Source organism: Geomicrobium sp. JCM 19037, assembly GCF_000698105.1.
GTDB lineage: Bacteria > Bacillota > Bacilli > Bacillales > Marinococcaceae > Geomicrobium_A.
Genome location: NZ_BAWZ01000008.1, coordinates 78,285 through 98,469, shown reverse-complemented (window position 1 = coordinate 98,469; position 20,185 = coordinate 78,285). Strand labels below are relative to the sequence as shown.

The following is a 20,185-nucleotide window of genomic DNA, read 5'->3' as shown; positions in this document are numbered from 1 at the left end:
AATTTCGCTATGTGAAAGAGATATGAATACATTTTTGTCATAACAATCAATCGCATGAAATCACGAGATAATCTCTACATTCTGGCATCCAATGCATTGCTTTTGTTCATCCTATATAGAGAGTTTTTCACTACTTTCGGCATTGAAGATGCGTGGGGAATTTTCTCGGAGGTTAGCGGTGTAGATCACTCACCCAAATGATCTAGATTCATTGACCTTCGGGAAATCGCAGCGCCACTCCTCCTTAGGATCCACTGCCTTTTGTTCCAAACAAATCCGCCTTTAATTCCTCTATTGAAGGCCACATTTGGACTTTATAAAAAAGCTTAGGATAACTTTTATCCTAAGGCTTTTATGGATCAACCGCTCGTCGCTATTTCTCTTCAAACACATAACTCTTCGCATGATACCGGACTCCGAGCACAATGCCAATCGCGAGCATCGAACTGAAGAGAGAACTACCTCCATAGCTCATAAACGGAAGCGTAAAGCCGGTAACAGGAAGTAAGCCAACGTTCATGCCGACGTTTTGAAACACTTGGAATGTAAACAGTGCAATGACACCGGAGCATAAATACGTGCCAAAGCTATGGTGAGAACGAATGGCGGTCATCATAATTTGATAGAACAGAATAAAGAACAATGTAATGACGAGAGCCGTTCCGAGAAACCCTGTTTCTCTTCCAACGATTGAAAAAATAAAGTCGGTATGCGCTTCGGGAACGTATACGTCATGCTCTGTGTTTCCTGTCAATCCACCAGAACCAATTGCGGTCATTGCTTGCGCCACTTGATAACCTTGATCTGGGTTCTCCAGCGGTCGCAACCACCCATGAAAACGGTTCACCTGATAGTCTTCGATATGTCTAAAGAACGCATTCTGCACGAAGTCTGGAAAACGAAAATACGCAACAATAAATGCGCCAACAATGACGGATGGAATTCCATATAAAAGACTAAGCAGCTTATAAGACATTCCTGAGACGAGTGTTAGCCCGACGGTTATGGCAAGCATCATCATGACCATCCCCATATCCGGTTGAGAACGAAGCAACAGAATTGGTGGAATAATGACGAGAGCCATTTTCGTTAATAGCCATAAATCGGATTTAAGTTCTTTTGGCGTCCAGCTATTGTTATGTTTATAAATAATGGCACTAAGTGTGACGATAATAAATACCTTCATAAACTCTGAAGGCTGTAAATTCACGAAACCGAGATCAAACCAACGGGTCGCCCCTAACCGCTCAGGAGCTAGACTACTTGGAGAAACAATCTCTAGCACAATGAGCATGAACAATCCGAACGCATAACTAATCCAATGCAAATTTAAATAATATTCAAAGTCAAAGTGCATGACGACAATCGCGATAATAAATCCGGCCACAAAAAAAGCAGCTTGCATAATAACGATCGTTGTATTTCCTACAGCAAAATAAATGTATAAACAGCTCAAAACAGCAAAAATAAATAATACAAACATCATATTAATGTCGTATTGTTTTTCATAGCTTTGGTAAGGTTTCATGCTTTCATCCCCTGAACACATCATTCTGCATTTATGATACACGATTTATTGTGACACGTATATGAGTAAAACATTGCAATTATCGACGTCTTTGCAAACAACCGAAATAAAGCGCCAAATGCATTTGCATTCGGCGCTGTTATTAGAGTGCTCGATCAACGTCAAGCATGTCCGACACGGTCACGAACTCATACCCATCTGCTAGCAATTCTGGAATGAGTGTATCTAGAGCATCCGCTGACGTGATAGTCTGATCCCAATTCCCACCATCATGCATCAAAACGATGCTTCCTGGACTAATTTCACTACGTAGAATGTCGACAATCTCTTCTGAAGGGATTTGCTGCCAGTCTTGTGAGTCCGCATTCCATCCAACCGCAATATTGCCCCGTTCGGTTAAGTGCTCCATTAATTCGATATTTAAGCTGCCATATGGAGCACGGAAAAGCCTCGGCTTATACCCAACACTCTCTTCAACGACACGCTCAGTTTGTGTCAACTCCCAATCCAACCTCGCGACGAGATCCTCTTCGTCGTCATCTGTTAAGTTTGGATGCCAAAACGTGTGGGAACCGATATCATGACCGGCTTCATCGATCTCTTGTAGTAACTCTGGATATGCTTCGGCTCTTGCTCCGAGCACAAAGAACGTACCGAGAACATCATATTTGTCCAACACTTCTAAAATCTGTGAGGTGTGTCTTGGATCTGGCCCATCATCAAACGTGAGGGCAACCTGTTTCTCGTTTGGGTCTCCCATATAGTAAAATGAATCAGGGAAGGATTGTTTTAACTGGGTAAACGTCACAGGGTCAGGATCTCTCACATCCTCTTCACTCCCACCACGTAAGGGAGGAAGTTCATCTTGCGCTGCAAAAACGTTCATCGGAACGACAAATGACACGAACAAAGCGACTGCTACTGCTATTTTGACGTATAGAGCTTTCAATTCATCTCTTCCTTTCAACATGACCTACCTGTTAACATATACAAAAATTAACAATGTATGTATGAAAGGCACGACTTATTAAAGAAGGTGTTTGTATGGAAACCCGTGATCGCTTTGTATTTTCACTCATCGTCGTTATCGCCACGGGGTTAATTGTCTTTTTAACCCAGGAACCGAACAGATGGCACTTATGACGGTCAGCATTGTTTTTTCTTGTTGGTCAGTTTCTGCTTATTTGTTGTTCTACTCTACAGTGACAAATGCTTGGTTTTATAACATTTGGGGCGCTAACGGTCTTTTCTATATTGCTGTAATTGTGCTTGAGGACGGCGCGCCCATACCGTCATGGTTATAATGATTCTGTTATGGCTGTTTATTCTGGCCATTGATTTCTTGTTTAAACAATCAAGACAAAAGGGTGACTAGTTGTAAATCATAGTCGCATCAATCATAAAGATTAATTCATCCCGCGTTTCACAACACCTTGACTAATGGCAGAATTTGAGCTTGAGCTCAAACTGTCAGAGACTTCATCCTCTTCAATCTGGATCACTTCTCTCGCTTCATCCACCATCACGCCAAGAGGGTCGTCTTCAGTTGCAAGTAGCATAATCGTGTGTTCTTCGTTAGTTTTGCGGCTGGTTTTCCCATGACAATACGCAAATCTATTAGCGTCGTAATCGCTCCTCGCATGTTCATTACACCGAGCACTTCTTGAGCAGTTCCTGGCACGCGTGTCATCTGCTCAACGCGTTCAACGGATTGAACATGATCTACATCAATGCCATATTTTTCACCGTCTATGGTAAATACGATAACCTGTGTCATAAGTCACATCCTATTCATTCAATAAACTATTCGTATCAATAATCAGGATCACATCTCCATTACCTAGAATCGCAGCACCAGAGATTCCTTTCACATTCCCTAAATAATTGCCAAGTGACTTTAAGACGACATCTTGCTGACCAACGAGAGATTCTACGGCAATGGCAACGGCGTAGTCACGATGCTTCACAATAATGAGAGATTGAAAATCATCTTCAAACGTCGAGTGCCTCGCTTTGGTACTCGGCGGAATTTCAAATGCCTCAGACAAGTGGACGACAGGGATGACGTGATTCCGATAATTTGTCACCATCTTTCCTTGCGCTTTATAAATTTCCGCTCTTTTTACGATGGCGGTTTCAACGATGGAAGAAATCGGAATGCCATACCATTCATCCTCAGTCTGTACGAGCATCACATCCATAATGGATAACGTTAACGGAAGCTGAATGGAAAACACCGATCCACTCCCATGCGTACTACTTACCGAGATCTTTCCGCCTAACGATTCAAATGTTTGTTTTACAACATCTAAACCGACACCCCTACCTGAAACATTCGTAATCTCTGTTGCTGTGCTAAACCCCGATGAAAATAACAATTGATAAATTTGATGGTCATCCATTCGCTCTGCCTCAGCATGTGTAATGACCCCTTTTCCTAACGCACTAGCTTTAACTTTTTCTCGGTTAATGCCCGCACCATCGTCTGAAACTTCAATATAGACACTGTTTCCTCGATGAAATGCTCGCAGTTGTATCGTCCCTTGCTCACGTTTTCCTTGCTCACGTCTCGTTTCAGGATGTTCAATCCCGTGGTCAATCGAATTACGTAAAAGATGCACGAGCGGATCGCCAATCTCATCGATAATGGACCGGTCCAATTCTGTACTCGTTCCACTCATCTGCAAATCAACTGATTTTCCGAGCTCTTTAGACAATTTTCTTACCATGCTCGGAAAACGGTTAAATACATGTTCAACACTCATCATCCTCATGCTCAAGATCACATCTTGCAGTTGCTGTGCGTTTCTCGTTAACCGTTCAATTGAAGAAGTGAGTTCTGAATCATCAATGCGTGCGGCAATGCCTTCCATTCTGCTCCGATTAATGATGAGCTCTTCAAACAAGTTCATCAACGTATCCAATCGTTGTACATTAATTCGTACCGTTTTACTCGTTACAGTTTTCGATGGAAGCGCATCTGCTGGACGGGGTACTTCTTCTTGCGTCGTTCCGTGTTCTTTTTCTTTGCTCACGTTTGTTTGAACGTCTGAAATATTCACCTCTTGAATTTCTGACACTTGTCCGACCGTTTGCTCTAATACATCCTTCTTTTCCCGGGAAATAAATGTGAGTACGAAACGATTCTCAAATGCTTCAGCTTCCAATTCCTCGGTAGTGGGTACTGATTTGATGACGTCACCAAAAGACTCTAGACTTTGAAGCACCATGAACGCCCTCACCGATTTGAGCATCGCTTGTTCATCTATATAAACCTCAATTTCATATGCACGAAAACCATCTTCAAGAGATTGTTCAATAACCGTCCATTCAAACTCATTATACGCCGTTTTCACTGCCAATCCGGGCTTTTCTTCCTCGAGTTGTTCACCGTTTGTAACTTTCTCTAACCGCTCGACGAGCGCTGTTACATCTTTAGTTCCGTCTCCACCAGAAGCGATTCCTTGGACCATCTCTTCCAATGCATCCGCTGACTGAAACATTACATCAATCGTATCTACCGTTAATGTAAGCTCATCACTGCGAATGAGGTCCAACACATTTTCCATCGTGTGTGTTAAGTTGGCGACGTCTGTAAACTCCATCGTCGCAGCCATGCCCTTTAATGTGTGGGCCGATCGAAAGATCTCCTCAACGACACTTCGATTCGCTGTGTCTTTCTCTAACTCAAACAAACAGTCTTGTATATTTTGCAAATGCTCAACACTCTCATCAATGAACAATTGCCGATATTCTGCATGAGCCATGCTTTCACCTCTTCATATTCACACGTCTACTTCTCATATCGGTATATGGAGCGGGTAGTTTGAGCTTTCTTCACAAAATAACTAGCGATCAAACACTATGCTGTGGAATGGCGAATTTTCAAGGTTCATTGTTTCTTCGTATCTCTCTTACTGTTTCACACTTCAATCGTTGACGCACATACGAATTGGCCTATATTAAAACGTGGTGAAGCAAAATCTAGGCTTCACCACGTTGAACGTGTTTACATATAGAAATTTCGCAACGCTTGATCTTTCATCCGATTATAAGATCGTTCCCGTTGTTGGTATTCATACGCTTTTTCAATTTCATCTTTTGAAAAGAAGCGAGGTTTAATGATTACTGTGATTAACATTAAATGAATTCGCATACTTCCCGCCTCCTTTCTGTATCCGTTTTAGGGAGAGGTATCCTCATTCCAAGTATTGATCTGTGTTCCACTAATGAGCGTTCTCATTAGGCTCTTCCTCCTTTCAGGTCCAATGTAAATATATGAAAACGTTCGTTTGAACGTTCCACACTCCGCTATTTCTACGCAAATGTGCAGCAATTATGAATCTTTTTACACACAAAAATCCCCCGACGTTTCACACAGGCGGAGGATGGTCATTTCGTATTGTAAAAAACATCGCACATTGTAAAACGGCTACAACGATCCAGCTCGTCGACAGTTAGCATCGACGAATGGGATAATCCCCACATGTGTCCAGTATGAAGTTGTGACGAAGTGTCCTCGTTTACGTGTTGTCATGTGTGATCACCCTTTCTGAATTTTATAACTTAGTATAGCGGGTATTCATCTCTCTGTAAAGCTTTTTTTCTTGTCACCACATTTTCACACAATTAATGCCGATTCAAATCACGATGTACACCTTCTACAACGTATAGAACTTGTTCTGCTAAGTTCGTACAGTGATCTCCAACCCGTTCCAAAGAACGTGCGGTGTAGGCGAGCTGGACGATGGTCCGTTCATCATGTGTATTCAATATAAATTGTTGAATGGCTCGACCGTAAAGATCGTCAAGAGTTCGATCTTGTTCCTCGATTTGCTTGACTTCGTTTACTTGCAAATGATAAAAAGCTTCAATGGCTCCCTTCAACATACGCACACTGTATTCGCCCATCTCGGTTATAATTTCTGTTTCTTCAAGAGAAAATGCTTGCGGTATACGGTGCAAATTTGCTTTAGCAATCTCTACTGCCAAATCACCAAGACGTTCGAGATCAGTAGACACTTTCATCATCGCTGTTAACGTTCTCAAGTCGGTCGCGACTGGCTGTTGTGTCACGAGCAATTGCACGATGTGCTCATTTACTCGTAGATCTGTTTCGTTAATCGTTTTATCTTGTTCGATGATTTGTTTAGAATACTCAATATCTCCTGCTGTTAAAGCAACTAAAGATGCTTTTAGCGAATGATACGCCAACGTTCCCATCTCATATAATTGTTCATGTAAGGATTGAATTTCCGTTTGTAAAACTGTTCTTCCTTGCATGCCAGCTCTCCTAACCGAAACGTCCTGTAATATAATCTTCCGTCTGTTTCCTTAACGGATTCGAAAATAATCGATGCGTTTCACCATGCTCAACGACATTTCCCATATATAAAAACGCGGTAGAATTCGAAACTCTCGCTGCCTGCTCCATTTGATGCGTCACTAACACCACGGTATATTTCTCTTTTAATTTACTAATCAAATCTTCGACAGCAAGAGTTGCTTTTGGATCTAAGGCGGATGTCGGTTCATCCATTAATATCACTTCAGGGGATGTTGCAAGTGCACGAGCAATACAAAGTCTTTGTTGCTGACCACCAGACAGACTGAACGCTGAATCATGTAATCGATCTTTCACTTCATCGAAAAGATAGGCATCTTTGAGTGAACGCTCAACAATCTCGGCAAGATCTTTCTTTTTTACACCGTGAACTTTCGGCCCGTATGAAACATTGTCAAAAATGGATTTGCGGAACGGGCTTGGCTTTTGAAAAACCATGCCTACACGTTTGCGTAAATCAACGGGTCTTGTTTTTCACGTAAGATATTCTCACCCTCAAACGAAATCGTTCCGCTCATATGAACGTGTTCATCAGCGTAAATCATAAGGTTTAGTGTCTTTAACAACGTTGACTTTCCACATCCAGAAGGACCAATTAACGCCGTCACTTGATTTTTTCTAATTGGTAGACTGACGCCGTGTAAGACTTCATTGTCCCCGTAGGCTACTCGCAAATCTTCTATCTGATAGACTGTTTCAGCTTGAGGTGTTGCGCTGTTTACCCTAGCTTCATGCATTTCTAGTTCAGGTCGTGTTGCAAGTTTTACCATACCGCACCCTCCATCTGTTTCGTTTTATCTCACACGTACATTAACCAAATTTACCTGTAATATAATCTTCGGTTTCTTGTTCCTTCGGGTTTGTAAATAATTGATGCGTGTCACCTGCTTCAACGACATTGCCGTTAAGAAAAAAAGCAGTGCGATCTGATACTCGTGCCGCTTGTTGCATATTATGGGTGACGATAACGACCGTATAATTGCTCTTTAATTCATGAATTAATTCTTCTACTTTGGACGTGGCAATCGGGTCTAGAGCGGATGTCGGTTCATCCATTAAAATAATATCAGGCTCAATGGCGACGACCCGTGCAATACAGAGCCTTTGTTGTTGTCCACCAGAAAGGCTCATCGCACTGTCATTCAACCGATTCTCCACTTCATCCCATAGCGCTGCTTGACGCAAACTTCTTTCAACGATTTCCATCAGTTTTTTCTTGTTTTTAATTCCATTTGCTTTTTGGCCCGTAGGCAACGTTTTCGAATATACTGATTGGAAATGGGTTTGGCTTTTGAAAGACGGTGCCGACTGATTTTCGTAACTGCACCTCATCGACTTGCGGATCATAAATATCTTGACCTTCAATTCGTACGGTCCCACTGACTTTCGTTTTCGGGATCAAATCATTCATTCGATTTAATATTCGTAAGAATGTCGTCTTCCCACAACCAGACGGGCCGATGAGAGCGAATACTTCATTTTTGTTTATATCCAATGAGATATCTTTTAGCGCTTTTTTTTGGCCATAAAAGAAGTCTACGTTTTGGGCTGTAATCTTCACTTCTTTTTCTTTATGATCAATCACTGGTCTTGACCCCTCTCTCGGCGTTTATGTTGAAAAGCGGCGTACGAGCAATTTGAACAATCCGGCAGCAGTAAAATTAATGATGATGATCAGAATGATGAGCACTGCTCCAGAACCGAGCGCCATTTGTAAATCCCCTGTTTCCATCGCAACGAGGTAGAGATGCAAAGCAAGTGTTCTGCTCCCATCAAATATCGAAGTAGCGACTAAAAGACTGCCCCCGAGCGTTAACAAAAATGCTGCAGTTTCACCGATAACGCGCCCGATTGATAAGATGATGCTCGTCGTAATGCCTGGTAATGCAAATGGTAAAACAATCTTTTTAATCGTATACCAACGCGTCGTCCCTAACGCTAAGCTTGCTTCTTTTAACGTGTTTGGCACACTCCGAAGTGACTCTTCCGATGCACGAATAATGACTGGTAAGATCATCATCACACCTGTTAATGCCCCAGAAAGAATTGAAAACCCACCAGTGTAATCACCTAGCATAAGAACAAAGAAAATAAACCCAAACATCCCGAATACAATCGATGGAATCCCGGCAAGAAGTTCTGTAGAGAACCGTATGATATTTTTAAATCGACCCGCAGGCATATATTCGTTCAAATAAACGGCTGTTCCTACACCAACAGGCGTTGCAATAAGGAGAACGAGTGCAACAAGATAGATCGTTCCAAGTATCGCAGAAAATACACCACCTTCGGTCCCCATGCTCCGAGGTTCAGTGAAGAGAAACTCCATACTAATGACCGAAAATCCTTGACTCATAATATAAAAGAGGATGCCGAATAGAATGATAACGGTGAGTAGAGCGGCAAGACTCAACATTGTAAATGCTAACCTTTGACTTCGTTTCACTTTGATCATATGGTTTGGTTTCACATTGAACATCGGGTCAATACTCCTTTTTTCTAAGAACAATCGTGATTGAATTAATGATTATGATGAACATAAATAGAATGATGCCTGTCGCAAACAACGCTTGACGGTGCTCAGGTCCGGCATACCCCATCTCCAATGCAATGTTCCCCGTTAGTGTTCGAACAGGTGCAAAAATACTTTCCCAACCGAGTTCAGGGATAAGAACGGTATTCCCGATGACCATAATGATGGCCATTGTCTCGCCTATAGCTCGGCCAACCCCAAGAACAACCGCCGCAATTAGACCCGATTTGGCTGCAGGCACAACGACTCGGTAAATCGTTTGCCACTTCGATGATCCTAAAGCTAAAGCTGCTTGTTTATATTCCTTCGGCACAGCTCGAATGCATCCGCTGAGATCGATATAATCGTCGGCAAAATCATAATGACTAAAATGATGGCTCCCGCTAACACCGAATACCCGGTTTGATAGGTGGACGGTAAAAATTCACTTAAAGGTCCACGCGAAAGACGACGGATGAGGTCTAAAATAATCACCATACCAAATAGCCCAATCACAACCGAGGGGATACCTTCCATGAGTTGCACTGCCGGCCGAATGACTTTCGCCACTCGAGGAGGTGCGATTTCTACTAAGAACACCGCTACAGCAATTCCGATGGGCGCTCCAATGGAAATGGCTAAAACCGTCGCCAACACAGAACCAACAATCATCGGAAAAATACCGTACACTTGATTGGTTGGATCCCATGTTGTCCCAAAAATAAACTCTGTTATGCCATAATTAAACATGAAAGGCAAACCTTCCATAAATATAAAAAATGCAATAAGTCCTAAAGACAAAACAGAAGTTAACGCCATGATCAATAGAATTTTTTTGACAATACTTTCTTCGATGTTACTTTTTCTATTCCGCACCTTTTGAAACATTACTGTAACCACCCCATGACCGCTCTTGAAGGATATTATTTTTCATTATAAAAAAACAGGGCAGCTATCCCCACCCTGTTCGCTCTCCTTGCCTTGCTTAATCGTTAATCGGCGGATATAAATCCGTTGTCTTCAACGACTTGTTGACCGTCATCGCTAAGAATGAAATCGAGAAACGCTTGGGCGACTTCACTTAACGGCTCCTCTTCGTTGCTTACATAATTGAACGGTCTAGAGACAGGATACTCACCTGATCGAATGTTTTCATCTGTCGGTTCAGCACCATCAATATATAGACCTTGAACAGAATCACTCATGCTACCTGTTGACATGTACCAACTGCATTCGGATCATTTGCTACGCTCTCAGCAACACCGCCGGTCGTATTCTGAATGAGTGCAGAATCGATAAGATCATCTTCTCCGAGCACAATATCTGTAAATGCATCTCGTGTTCCTGAGCCATCTTCTCGACTTACAACAACGATGTCAGCATCATCTCCTCCGATTTCAGACCAATTTGTCACCTCACCAGAGAAAATGTCTGTGACATCTTCTAACGCTAGTTCTGATAGAGCATTGTCTGGGTGAACAATAATGGCAATGCCGTCAAGAGCAATGACGTATTCTTCAATGCCTGTTTCGTCTTCAACAATTTCACGAGAGACAGCGCCAAAGTCTGATGCACCTTGCTGAGCTGCGGTCACACCTGCACCTGATCCCCCACCGGAAACTTCAATTCTTGTATCTGGATTCTCTTCCATAAAAGGAACCGCTAACTCTTCAGAGATCGGTTGAACCGAAGTGGAGCCAGAAATGGTGACTGTCCCTTCCAAGTTGGATGCTTCTTCATTGTCCAATGATTCAGCTTCACCTGAAGCGGGTTCGTCTGCTTCATTCGTCGCCGTAGCATCTTCTGAATCCCCGCTATCACAAGCTGCAAGTGTCAACAATGCCACAATTCCTGTTACTTTTAGAAGATGATGCTTCTTCATCCGTTTAATCCCCCTAATTGAGTACATGATTTCCCTTACATGTCTTACTATAGCGACTCATTATTGAGGACAGTTGAATCGTTTGTAAAAAAACAACTAAGGATTGTTAACGTTCTGTCAATTTTACCGACACTTGAAAAACGCAAAAAAAGGCGGGTAAAGGACTTTGCCTTTACCGCCTTTTGGCGATTTATGCTTCTTTTGTGTATACACTTACTTGCTTACGCTTTTTACCGAGACGCTCGAATTTAACGACGCCGTCGATTTTCGCGAAAGTGTATCGTCTCCGCCTTTACCAACATTCTCACCAGGATAGATCTTTGTGCCGCGTTGGCGAACGAGGATGGAGCCACCTGTTACTAGCTGACCGTCACCGCGCTTCGTCCCTAGGCGTTTAGAAATGGAGTCACGACCGTTCTTCGTACTCCCTACCCCTTTTTCTGAGCGAAAAACTGTAGGTTCATGTTTAGCATTTGTCTGCACCTCCTGAAATTTCATTTACATGTATGAATTCACCGTACGATTGTTGGATGCTCTTTAGTGCAACAACCATACCTTCAAGTAATAGCTGTCCGTCTTCAGCAACTCGACCTGTCCAACTGCGAGGCACTTCGCCGTACAAATACCCGCCGTCGTCCTCTGATTGAATGGTCAGTGGCTGCTCGCAAAGCGCTTCGATGGCATTCACTGTACCGATCGCAACTGCTGATACGCCGGCACATACGATGTCTTCACCATATTCAGCGGCATTCGCATGCCCGCTTAACTCAAATGAGTGTATCGTACGATTTTCTTCGTTTCTTACAATCGTAAGTCGAATCATCAACGTGCACCCTTATAGAGAGATGCTGTCAATCTTAACTTTCGTGTAAGGCTGACGGTGTCCTTGCTTACGACGATAGCCTTTACGACGCTTAAACTTGTAGATGGTGATCTTCTTGTTCTTCCCTTGTTTCTCAACAGTACCTGTAACTTTCGCACCTTCTACATAAGGAGCTCCTACTTTCGTGTCATCTCCACCAACGAAAACAACACGGTCAAAAGTGACAGCGTCTCCTGCTGTTTCTGGAAGCTTCTCGATAAAGATCTGCTGACCTTCTTCAACTTTGATCTGCTTTCCACCTGTTTCAATAATTGCGTACATTCCTATGCACCTCCCGATTTCCTAAGACTCGCCATCCGAGGTGTTCTACCTTCGAACTTAAAACCTCTTCTGTGCGGTTGTAGTTTGGGGGTTCCAAACAACATAAAAATGTTATCATAGGACCGGACGGTTGTCAATGATATCGCCGATGTGTAGCTCCTGCCCACCTCGGTCGGTTTCATGAAAATGGTCATCATAAAACCAATACCGCAACAAATCTTTTTCTTCAAGAAACTGCCCAGATTCAATCACCCGATAAAGGGTAGGCTTTCCTTTGTATAGCTGTTTTATCGCTGCGGATAGCTTTAAATTCGCAGGCACAGATTGCACCTTCGCTTCTACGTCTGGTTCAAAACGTTTGCGTTCTAACAAGAACCGCTGGTATCCGTAAGGTTGTTGCTTCCACTCAAGGAAATTTGCAATGGCTAAAAAGAAAATAATCATCCACCATTGCAAATGTAGAGGGAAGTACATGGCAGTGAGTGTCATGACAATAACTAATACAGCAAGCGATGTTAACAATGAAATCTGCTGTGCCTCACGAAAAGGGCGAATCGATGTATAAGCCACTTGTGCGAGTCGGCCGCCATCAAGTGGCAATACAGGCAGTAAATTAAACAATAAGATCGTTAGATTATGGTAGATGAACAGTTCGTGATCCGCTTGCGACCAAAATGGAAACAATGACAAAGCCAAAAACGATAATCCGATGAGGAAAACGTGTTGCAAAGGTCCTGCCAATATGACAATCACTTCCTCGCGGTGCGGTCGATTCCCGTATTCTTCTGTCTCAGCTACACCGCCAAACGGCAACAGCTCAATCTTTTTAATCCGCCATCCCAATTTCTGAGCAGCGATTGCATGACCCATCTCATGACAGAAAACAATACAAAATAACATGATTAACTCCCGAAAATAACCTGTGCTATCGCCAACCCAATGACGAGCCAAAATACAGGGTGAATTCGTATTGTTCGAAAGAGATCAATCAAATGTCATCACTTCATTGGGGTCAATAAACTCATTGTTCTTTCGTAAGCCAAACATGAAGCTGCCGCCTTCAAACTCATCACTCGTCGTGACTGCTCCGAGCACATCACCTGACTGCACATGGTCATATAAATTCACATCAATGGCATCGAGCGTACCATACATTGCCTCAGTTCCATCTTCATGCTGAACGACGACCGCGTCTCCCCATTCTGAATCGGCACCCGCTCGAATAACGACCCCACCGCGAGCAGCCGTCACCATTGCATCTTCCGCTGTTTCGACAATCATTGCCTGTCCGTTTTCTGAGAACGATTCACGAACCTCAATTATTCCGGCTGCTGGAAGTGCATATCCCTCTCCAATCGGTGCTTCTATTTGTTCGCCGGATTCATTCAAATCTCCAGGAAATAATGCAAGCGGTCGGCCAAACTGCTCTTCGTACCAGCCAGAAACCGCTGCAAATTGAAACTCCTCACCGTACCACTGCATGGCCGTTTGTCGAACAGGTTCGAGAGAGGCTTGATTTGTTTGTGCAACAATTGCTGTCACGACAAAGATGCCTAGTGCACATAGCCATTGTATAAAAAATCGCTGCCGCACCTTTTCATTCCGGCTGCTCGTCTTCATTTTCTTTTCATCATCACGCCACATGTAAAACTCTGGCTCATGCTCATTCATCTCTTCACGACTCGGGTAATACGCAAGATGTGTCTTTTCTTTCGGTGAATCTGCAGGTTTCCACTCTTTCCTACGTTTCTTTTCGGCTTCTCTTCGAATTCGATCCAACTGGTCTCCCATCGGAACCCCTCCGTCCCATTCAGTCACCCACTTTCTTCATAGATATGTGGAAATGGACAAGGATATACCACGGAAACAAAAAGAAGCTACAGGCCGTATTTTCGGTCCCGTAACTTCTGTTGATTATGCTTGAATACCAAACAACGATTTCACTCGCGCAAGAAAACTCTTCTTCGTAGTTAATGAGAGCAGGGGTACAGATTCTCCAAGAATTCTTCGTGCAATATTTCGATAAGCCAATGATGCGGACGTATTCGGTGTTGTTGCTACTGGCTCCCCTTTATGAGAAGCTCTGAGCACACCTTCATCTTCAAAGACAACACCTAATAAGTCAATGGCAAGCGTCGCGACGACATCATCTACGTCAAGCAGATCGTCTCCCTTTTCCTTGGACGCTTTTCTCACGCGATTGACGACGAGCTTCGGTGAAGGCATTTCTTCTTGTTCCAATAGACCGATCACACGATCGGCATCTCTAACCGCAGGTGTATCCGGTGTAGTGACGACGATCGCTTGGTCCGCACCTGCGACCGCATTTCGGAATCCTTGCTCAATTCCTGCAGGGCAATCAATGATTAAGTAGTCGTAATCTGGTTTCAATTCATTGACAACTTCTGCCATTTGCTCTGGTGTGACGTCAGATTTGTCTTTCGTTTGTGCAGCTGGTAGTAGATGAAGACATTCAAAACGCTTGTCTCGGATGAGTGCCTGCTGAACTTTACAGCGACCTTCCAATACATCAACCAAATCATAAATGATGCGGTTCTCAAGACCCATGACAACATCAAGATTTCTTAAGCCGATATCGGTATCGAGGAGGCACACTTGTTTTCCTTGCAGCGCCAATGCTGTTCCAATATTTGCCGACGTTGTTGTCTTCCCTACGCCGCCTTTCCCGGATGTAATGACGATTGCTTCTCCCACAGCATATCCTCCTTAGTCCCTTCTATTCTTACGATCACGACGAAATGCCGCCAGACCGTTCAATGCATGAAAAACAATCTCTTCTTCCTGATGCTCGATGCATGCGTACTTCGGCTCTGCATAAAGAATTTCTTGAGCACGTTCTGCCCGAGTTGACTCGGTAAGATACAAATGCTCAGCAATCTTCACTTGCGATGGAACCATAACAGATGCAGCAACAACGGCGTTCTCGTTCCCTTTAATCCCTGCTTTAGCAATCCCTTTAAGCGAACCGAGTATGTACACGTCCCCTACCGCTTCAACAATTCCGCCTGGATTCACATCGCCAAGAATGAGAAGATCTCCTTTTACACGAAGCACTTGCCCCGAGCGGACGATACGTGTATACGTCGTTAACTCTTCTCGTTCTTTTTCTTCCTGGGCGCGGGCGATTGTCATCACGTTGCTATAAAAATCATCTACAACGATAACGCCTGCATGCTCAATCAGCGTCTTTATCTCTTCTTGTTGCGCCTCGTTTAAATAACGATTACCGGCATGCACACGTACTGATACGTCTTTGCCCTCATCAAAGGCTGAGTGATTCTCTGCAATTTTCGCTTCGAGCTCTGACACGATTGAAGCATAACTGCACTGATCATCCAAATGAATGACAATCCCGTCTTTCGTCCCCTTTATCGTGATGAACTGCTTTTGGAATGTAGTTTTCACCGTCTCACCTCGGTACTTTCATCTTCGCTAACCGCCAAATGGCTATGTGCCTTACTGATAAGATTCCACATCTTTATACATTTTCCTGCATACGTTCCCTTTCTTCAATCCATTGAAAGATCTTTCGCATCGGAAAAAGGATCACAATGCCAAACGCACCATTTAAAAGCAATGACGGCATCAGTCTTGTGGTTGCAAATTCTTCAAAGCCTACAAACGCAACTCCTGTCCATGTATACATGAAATAAATGAGCGTTTCCAAGCCAGCAAGCCCAACTAACATAATAAGCAAGACAACAATCGGTCTCGATTTGACTGCTGAGAAGTTAAAACCTGCCATATACCCTAGCAAACCGTAAGAAAACATGTAAATTCCAATGATATAGGAATAAACGACATCATGAAAAAATCCAGTAATGATTCCAAAAAACAGCCCGTGTACAGCACCTCTGTAAATGGAAATAAACACAATCGCTACAAAAGCAAACCGCGGCATCCAATAGAGGTCTTGATCGAAAGAAGCCGGAAAAAACACTTGGAACCATGTTCCTTCGATAATAAAGAGGAAGGCAACGATCACCGGGAGAATGTAACGCATTATTCTCCACTCCCTTCACTTTCTTCCTCTTCTTCTTGCTCCTCTTGCAGATTCTCAAAATCTTCTTGAATCCCTTCGAGATTGCCTTGTTCGCGATCGATGACCATTACATGATTAATATTGTAATAATCTGCAGATGGCTGGATGTATGCATTTTGCGTAAGCCCGTACTCATCGATCTCCACGCCGACAATTTCACCAATAGGTAGGTCGGCAGGGAATAACCCACCCAAACCAGAAGTACTTACAAACTGACCGACTTCAAGTTCGTTTTCTGAGTCAACCTTTTGCATGATTAACAGATCTTGTTCATGGTCCCAACCTTCAATGAAACCAATGGCCGGTTCATCATCTTCAACGGCAACCTTAGCAGACACTCGGTTCGTTTGTTCACCGTCGGATAACAATTGAATTTGTGACGTAAAGGCACTCGTATACTGCACTCTTCCAATGAGCTTCTTCGGTAATGACAGCCATATCAGCTTCAACCCCGTGCTGCGTTCCACGATTAATCCCAATGGTTTCTGTCCACCGATCGGGCTGACGCTCAATGACTAACGCGGGAATTGATGTGAATGAACTTAAACTCTCCATCCCATCATACATGCTCGTAAGACTCTCATTCTCTTCTCGTAACCCATCCAGTTCTGAACGTAACATCGCATAGTCATTCAAGTGTTCCTTTAGCCGTTCATTTTCTTCATGTACATTTAGAATATGAATAAAGTCATCATAAATGCCGCGCACAAAATAAGCAGGCCTTTGGAAAACCGACTGCACTGCCCCGACAGAATCTTGCACAATTTGCTCCGGTATTGTTGCTTGCTCACGCTCACGCATCGTAAGTCCAACCAAAATGACAAGGACAATAATGCCAACCATTAGTAATATTAAACGCTTATTCGAAAAAAAATGAGGCATGCTAGACACCTTCTACCTTGTTCTATGAAACCCATTTGAACACTATTGTTTTGTGAACTATATGTTACACGCTTATAAATGGTGTGCCGGTTTAAGTGATTTACAAAAACCGACAACCTTGTCTAGCGTCTTTACTTGCGATTGGATCTTGCTGTAATTCCGGCTCTTGAACGGAATAGATGGAGGTTTTCCAAAGCTCTTCCAGTACCAAGCGCCACACAATCCAATGGTTCTTCAGCGACCAACACCGGCATGTTCGTTTCTTCTCCTAGGCGCTTATCCAGACCTTCTAACATCGCCCCACCACCGGTGAGCACAATGCCACGATCCATAATATCTGCAGCCAGTTCAGGCGGCGTGCGCTCAAGCGTCGATTTCACGGTTTCTATGATCGTTGTGATCGTATCTTCAAGTGCTTGTGCAACTTCGTCCGCTTCAATTGAAATCGTCTTAGGAATCCTGTGACGAGGTCACGTCCACGAATCTCCATTGATTCAACATTTTCTTGCTTTTCTGCTGATCCAATTTCCATTTTCAATGCTTCCGACGTACGTTCACCGATCATGAGATTGTACGTCTTCTTGATATACTGAATAATCGATTCATCCATTTCATCACCGGCCACACGAATGGACTGGCTCGTGACAATGCCGCCTAAAGAAATGATGGCAACTTCTGTCGTACCGCCACCGATGTCAACAACCATACTGCCTGTAGGTTCCCAAACCGGTAGATCTGCACCGATGGCTGCAGCAAACGGTTCTTCAATCGTATATGCCTCTCGTGCCCTGCTTGCTTTGTCGCATCTTCAACTGCCCGTTTTTCCACTGCAGTAATCCCTGATGGTACGCAAACCATTACGTTTGGCTTACGCGTAAAAACAGAACGGTTCCGTTGTGCTTGACGTATAAAATATTTCATCATTGTTGCGGTCGTATCAAAATCGGCAATTACACCGTCTTTCATCGGTCGAATCGCAACAATGTTACCCGGTGTACGTCCAATCATATTTTTGGCGTCATTACCGACAGCTCAATTTGTTGGTTGTCTGAACGCGTTGCTACAACTGAAGGTTCACGAACAACAACCCCTTTTCCTTTTACATATACAAGCGTATTCGCTGTCCCCAAGTCAATGCCTAAATCCTTAGAAAAACCACCAAACATCTATGTATCTCCCTTCATTACCTTCAATTGATTCGTCGTTTTATATCATCGTCTCGTTACAATTTCGGTATCTTCATTACGTATTTTTTTACAACTAAGACCCATATCTAGATCTAAATTTCCCTTACTCATTATACGCAATTTTTACCTAAAAACATAGCGGTAAAAACAGCTTCATAAATTTCCTCAATTCGTCACAATCGAAAAAGATGCCAAGGACTTTTGCAGGAACGTAACGTTCCCTAAGAAACCTCGCTAATTTTGGCTAAACGTAGGGAACGTAGATAAGTACTTTGAGCTATATAAGTTGAACGAAAGAAATTCATTGAATCGGATGACCGAGATGGGTCTTTGCGGATGTGTGCTTGCATATTGTCTGTTGAAATTCATCTCGTTGCACTTCGACAGCTTCGTTGCCGATCTTTGTTCGTCACTGCAAGGGTTGCGGGCAACACGAAAAACGTTTGCCGAAGGGTGAATAGTTGTGACCAAGGCCCACCACCTGGCACAAGAATGTGATGGCCGGTCACGTATGTGACAATCCAGCCTCAAATCGGGCACTTTCGGCACGCAACTGTCACAAATCGCAATATTTGTGACAGTTGACACCTTTTATGTGCGCATTCACATTTAAAATCATGATTTTTCTTTCTCAAGTGTCACATTAATGAATATATGGGGCATTTGGCCTTCTTTCCACACACCGTAGCCAGGAGCAAAAACGTGAACCGATGTCGCCCTTGTACTCTGGAGTGCATAGAAAACACGGTGGCAGATGTTTCGCCACCGATGTTGCACTTGTACTATGGAGTGCAAGCATCCGCCTGCAGTGGAAAGCAACAACAAACCGTGCAATTAGGAAAATGTAAAGTTTATCCTATGTAGATGCTTATCCGCTCCCGCTATGGGTATACACTCGTTTACATAAAAAACCAAACGTGAGTGCTCAAACGTTTGGTTGTTACGCTCATGGGTTCACAGAGTCAAATACCCCGCCGAGATCACGTAAGCTTACGTAACATTGGTCGCCAATAATGATATGATCCAACACGGGAATGCCAATGATATTCCCACAATCAACGAGCCGTTTTGTTACTTGAATATCTTCTTTACTTGGGGAAGGATCACCAGAAGGATGGTTGTGCAAACAGATCATCGATGCGGCTGAACGCCGAATTCCTTCTTTAAATACTTCTCTTGGATGGACAATGCTAGAGTTTAGCCCGCCAATAAATAACGTTTGTTTGTGCATTACTTGGTTTTTCGTATTCAGGTAGAGAGCAATAAAATGTTCTTGTTGCAAAAAACGCATCTCTTCCATGACCCGCTCGGTCACATCTTCAGGGCCAGAATGATCCACTTCTCTTTTGTATTCATCGTATGGATACGTTTTGCTAGCTCTAATGTTGCGCGGATTTCAATTGCTTTTACGAAGCCGATACCACGAACAGCTTGCAGTTCTTCGACCGTGGCATCCTTTAGTTGTAGGAGACCACCAAATGAAGTGAGCAGACGCTGACTTTGGTCGAGAACAGTTTCTCCGCGACTCCCAGTTCTAAGGAGTATGGCTAACAACTCTTGATTGGACAGCTTGTCTGGTCCTTCTCTGACTAATCGTTCACGGGGCATCTCATTCACGGGTAATTTTACTTCGGGGGGCAGCA

At 43.4% G+C, this 20,185-nt stretch carries 19 protein-coding genes, 7 pseudogenes and 1 other annotated feature; of the genes and pseudogenes, 1 reads left to right on the top strand and 25 read right to left on the bottom strand.

Going from position 1 to position 20,185, the window contains the following annotated elements; translation table 11 throughout:
* Positions 1-373 precede the first annotated feature (373 nt).
* Positions 374-1,528 carry an FtsW/RodA/SpoVE family cell cycle protein gene (locus JCM19037_RS06570; RefSeq protein ID WP_042399122.1) on the bottom strand — a complete coding sequence of 385 codons (1,155 nt, stop codon included), beginning with the start codon at positions 1,526-1,528 and terminating at the stop codon, positions 374-376.
* 142 nt (positions 1,529-1,670) lie between these two features.
* A complete protein-coding gene (locus JCM19037_RS06565; RefSeq protein ID WP_052363621.1) occupies positions 1,671-2,477 on the bottom strand; it encodes a polysaccharide deacetylase family protein in 807 nt (268 codons plus the stop codon).
* A gap of 181 nt (positions 2,478-2,658) precedes the next feature.
* Here JCM19037_RS06565 and JCM19037_RS25595 point away from each other — a divergent pair, with 181 nt between their 5' ends.
* On the top strand, positions 2,659-2,832 hold the full coding sequence (locus tag JCM19037_RS25595; protein WP_193744683.1) for a hypothetical protein: 174 nt from the start codon (positions 2,659-2,661) through the stop codon (positions 2,830-2,832).
* A gap of 102 nt (positions 2,833-2,934) precedes the next feature.
* Here the strand turns inward: JCM19037_RS25595 and JCM19037_RS06560 are convergent.
* The 23 genes and pseudogenes from JCM19037_RS06560 to radC form a co-directional block, all read right to left on the bottom strand.
* Positions 2,935-3,305 (bottom strand): annotated as a pseudogene (locus JCM19037_RS06560) (chemotaxis protein CheW).
* A gap of 10 nt (positions 3,306-3,315) precedes the next feature.
* Positions 3,316-5,295 (bottom strand): chemotaxis protein CheA, encoded by a 1,980-nt coding sequence (locus tag JCM19037_RS06555; RefSeq protein ID WP_042399116.1) that lies wholly within the window; start codon positions 5,293-5,295, stop codon positions 3,316-3,318.
* A 242-nt stretch (positions 5,296-5,537) separates the two neighbouring features.
* Positions 5,538-5,684, bottom strand: a complete 147-nt coding sequence (locus JCM19037_RS25590) for a hypothetical protein (protein ID WP_193744682.1) — start codon at positions 5,682-5,684, stop codon at positions 5,538-5,540.
* A gap of 473 nt (positions 5,685-6,157) precedes the next feature.
* Positions 6,158-6,811 (bottom strand): phosphate signaling complex protein PhoU, encoded by a 654-nt coding sequence (gene phoU / locus JCM19037_RS06550; RefSeq protein ID WP_042399113.1) that lies wholly within the window; start codon positions 6,809-6,811, stop codon positions 6,158-6,160.
* 10 nt (positions 6,812-6,821) lie between these two features.
* A pseudogene (gene pstB, locus JCM19037_RS06545) lies at positions 6,822-7,609 on the bottom strand (phosphate ABC transporter ATP-binding protein PstB).
* Between the two features lie 73 nt (positions 7,610-7,682).
* Positions 7,683-8,433 (bottom strand): annotated as a pseudogene (gene pstB, locus JCM19037_RS06540) (phosphate ABC transporter ATP-binding protein PstB).
* Between the two features lie 48 nt (positions 8,434-8,481).
* Positions 8,482-9,351, bottom strand: a complete 870-nt coding sequence (pstA, locus tag JCM19037_RS06535) for a phosphate ABC transporter permease PstA (protein WP_238544581.1) — start codon at positions 9,349-9,351, stop codon at positions 8,482-8,484.
* A gap of 4 nt (positions 9,352-9,355) precedes the next feature.
* Positions 9,356-9,718, bottom strand: coding sequence for a PstC family ABC transporter permease (locus JCM19037_RS26860; RefSeq protein WP_238544580.1), 363 nt, complete (start codon positions 9,716-9,718; stop codon positions 9,356-9,358).
* Positions 9,688-10,272: a PstC family ABC transporter permease gene (locus tag JCM19037_RS26855; RefSeq protein WP_238544579.1), complete on the bottom strand. Its 585-nt coding sequence runs from the start codon at positions 10,270-10,272 to the stop codon at positions 9,688-9,690. Before JCM19037_RS26855 ends, JCM19037_RS26860 begins: the two co-directional genes overlap by 31 nt.
* Positions 10,273-10,376: 104 nt before the next feature.
* A complete protein-coding gene (locus JCM19037_RS22255) occupies positions 10,377-10,589 on the bottom strand; it encodes a substrate-binding domain-containing protein (RefSeq protein ID WP_152548971.1) in 213 nt (70 codons plus the stop codon).
* Positions 10,586-11,266 (bottom strand): substrate-binding domain-containing protein, encoded by a 681-nt coding sequence (locus tag JCM19037_RS06525; protein WP_052363618.1) that lies wholly within the window; start codon positions 11,264-11,266, stop codon positions 10,586-10,588. Before JCM19037_RS06525 ends, JCM19037_RS22255 begins: the two co-directional genes overlap by 4 nt.
* A gap of 190 nt (positions 11,267-11,456) precedes the next feature.
* Positions 11,457-11,739, bottom strand: a pseudogene (rpmA, locus tag JCM19037_RS06520) (50S ribosomal protein L27).
* Positions 11,733-12,089, bottom strand: coding sequence for a ribosomal-processing cysteine protease Prp (locus JCM19037_RS06515; protein ID WP_042399109.1), 357 nt, complete (start codon positions 12,087-12,089; stop codon positions 11,733-11,735). The pseudogene rpmA and the gene JCM19037_RS06515 overlap by 7 nt, the downstream one beginning before the upstream one ends.
* Before the next feature lie 12 nt (positions 12,090-12,101).
* Positions 12,102-12,410 (bottom strand): 50S ribosomal protein L21, encoded by a 309-nt coding sequence (gene rplU / locus JCM19037_RS06510; RefSeq protein ID WP_042399107.1) that lies wholly within the window; start codon positions 12,408-12,410, stop codon positions 12,102-12,104.
* A 14-nt stretch (positions 12,411-12,424) separates the two neighbouring features.
* Positions 12,425-12,499, bottom strand: a sequence feature (ribosomal protein L21 leader region).
* 25 nt (positions 12,500-12,524) lie between these two features.
* Positions 12,525-13,310, bottom strand: coding sequence for a M50 family metallopeptidase (locus JCM19037_RS06505; RefSeq protein ID WP_052363617.1), 786 nt, complete (start codon positions 13,308-13,310; stop codon positions 12,525-12,527).
* A gap of 84 nt (positions 13,311-13,394) precedes the next feature.
* Entirely contained in the window at positions 13,395-14,201 is an 807-nt protein-coding gene (locus tag JCM19037_RS06500; RefSeq protein WP_052363616.1) for a M23 family metallopeptidase, read from the bottom strand.
* 123 nt (positions 14,202-14,324) lie between these two features.
* Positions 14,325-15,125, bottom strand: coding sequence for a septum site-determining protein MinD (minD, locus tag JCM19037_RS06495; protein WP_042399104.1), 801 nt, complete (start codon positions 15,123-15,125; stop codon positions 14,325-14,327).
* Positions 15,126-15,137: 12 nt separating this feature from the next.
* Positions 15,138-15,836 (bottom strand): septum site-determining protein MinC, encoded by a 699-nt coding sequence (gene minC / locus JCM19037_RS06490; protein WP_042399101.1) that lies wholly within the window; start codon positions 15,834-15,836, stop codon positions 15,138-15,140.
* Positions 15,837-15,909: 73 nt separating this feature from the next.
* Positions 15,910-16,434 (bottom strand): rod shape-determining protein MreD, encoded by a 525-nt coding sequence (gene mreD / locus JCM19037_RS06485; RefSeq protein ID WP_042399098.1) that lies wholly within the window; start codon positions 16,432-16,434, stop codon positions 15,910-15,912.
* Positions 16,434-17,028 (bottom strand): annotated as a pseudogene (gene mreC, locus JCM19037_RS29185) (rod shape-determining protein MreC). Before mreC ends, mreD begins: the two are co-directional and overlap by 1 nt.
* 458 nt (positions 17,029-17,486) lie before the next feature.
* Positions 17,487-18,521: pseudogene (locus JCM19037_RS06475) on the bottom strand (rod shape-determining protein).
* Positions 18,522-18,907: 386 nt separating this feature from the next.
* Positions 18,908-19,051 (bottom strand): hypothetical protein, encoded by a 144-nt coding sequence (locus JCM19037_RS25585; protein ID WP_193744681.1) that lies wholly within the window; start codon positions 19,049-19,051, stop codon positions 18,908-18,910.
* A 437-nt stretch (positions 19,052-19,488) separates the two neighbouring features.
* Positions 19,489-20,150 (bottom strand): annotated as a pseudogene (gene radC, locus JCM19037_RS06470) (DNA repair protein RadC).
* Positions 20,151-20,185 lie beyond the last annotated feature (35 nt).

Excerpts from the sequence above, each read along its gene's own strand:
- mreD (WP_042399098.1), bottom strand. The coding sequence starts at position 16,434 with ATGCGTTACATTCTCCCGGTGATCGTTGCCTTCCTCTTTATTATCGAA.
- JCM19037_RS22255 (WP_152548971.1), bottom strand. The coding sequence starts at position 10,589 with ATGAGTGATTCTGTTCAAGGTCTATATATTGATGGTGCTGAACCGACA.
- phoU (WP_042399113.1), bottom strand. The coding sequence starts at position 6,811 with ATGCAAGGAAGAACAGTTTTACAAACGGAAATTCAATCCTTACATGAA.
- JCM19037_RS06525 (WP_052363618.1), bottom strand. The coding sequence starts at position 11,266 with ATGAAGAAGCATCATCTTCTAAAAGTAACAGGAATTGTGGCATTGTTG.
- rplU (WP_042399107.1), bottom strand. The coding sequence starts at position 12,410 with ATGTACGCAATTATTGAAACAGGTGGAAAGCAGATCAAAGTTGAAGAA.
- JCM19037_RS06505 (WP_052363617.1), bottom strand. The coding sequence starts at position 13,310 with ATGTTATTTTGTATTGTTTTCTGTCATGAGATGGGTCATGCAATCGCT.
- JCM19037_RS25590 (WP_193744682.1), bottom strand. The coding sequence starts at position 5,684 with ATGCGAATTCATTTAATGTTAATCACAGTAATCATTAAACCTCGCTTC.
- JCM19037_RS06570 (WP_042399122.1), bottom strand. The coding sequence starts at position 1,528 with ATGAAACCTTACCAAAGCTATGAAAAACAATACGACATTAATATGATG.
- JCM19037_RS26855 (WP_238544579.1), bottom strand. The coding sequence starts at position 10,272 with ATGTTTCAAAAGGTGCGGAATAGAAAAAGTAACATCGAAGAAAGTATT.
- pstA (WP_238544581.1), bottom strand. The coding sequence starts at position 9,351 with ATGTTCAATGTGAAACCAAACCATATGATCAAAGTGAAACGAAGTCAA.
- JCM19037_RS06555 (WP_042399116.1), bottom strand. The coding sequence starts at position 5,295 with ATGGCTCATGCAGAATATCGGCAATTGTTCATTGATGAGAGTGTTGAG.
- JCM19037_RS06500 (WP_052363616.1), bottom strand. The coding sequence starts at position 14,201 with ATGGGAGACCAGTTGGATCGAATTCGAAGAGAAGCCGAAAAGAAACGT.
- JCM19037_RS06515 (WP_042399109.1), bottom strand. The coding sequence starts at position 12,089 with ATGATTCGACTTACGATTGTAAGAAACGAAGAAAATCGTACGATACAC.
- JCM19037_RS25595 (WP_193744683.1), top strand. The coding sequence starts at position 2,659 with ATGGCACTTATGACGGTCAGCATTGTTTTTTCTTGTTGGTCAGTTTCT.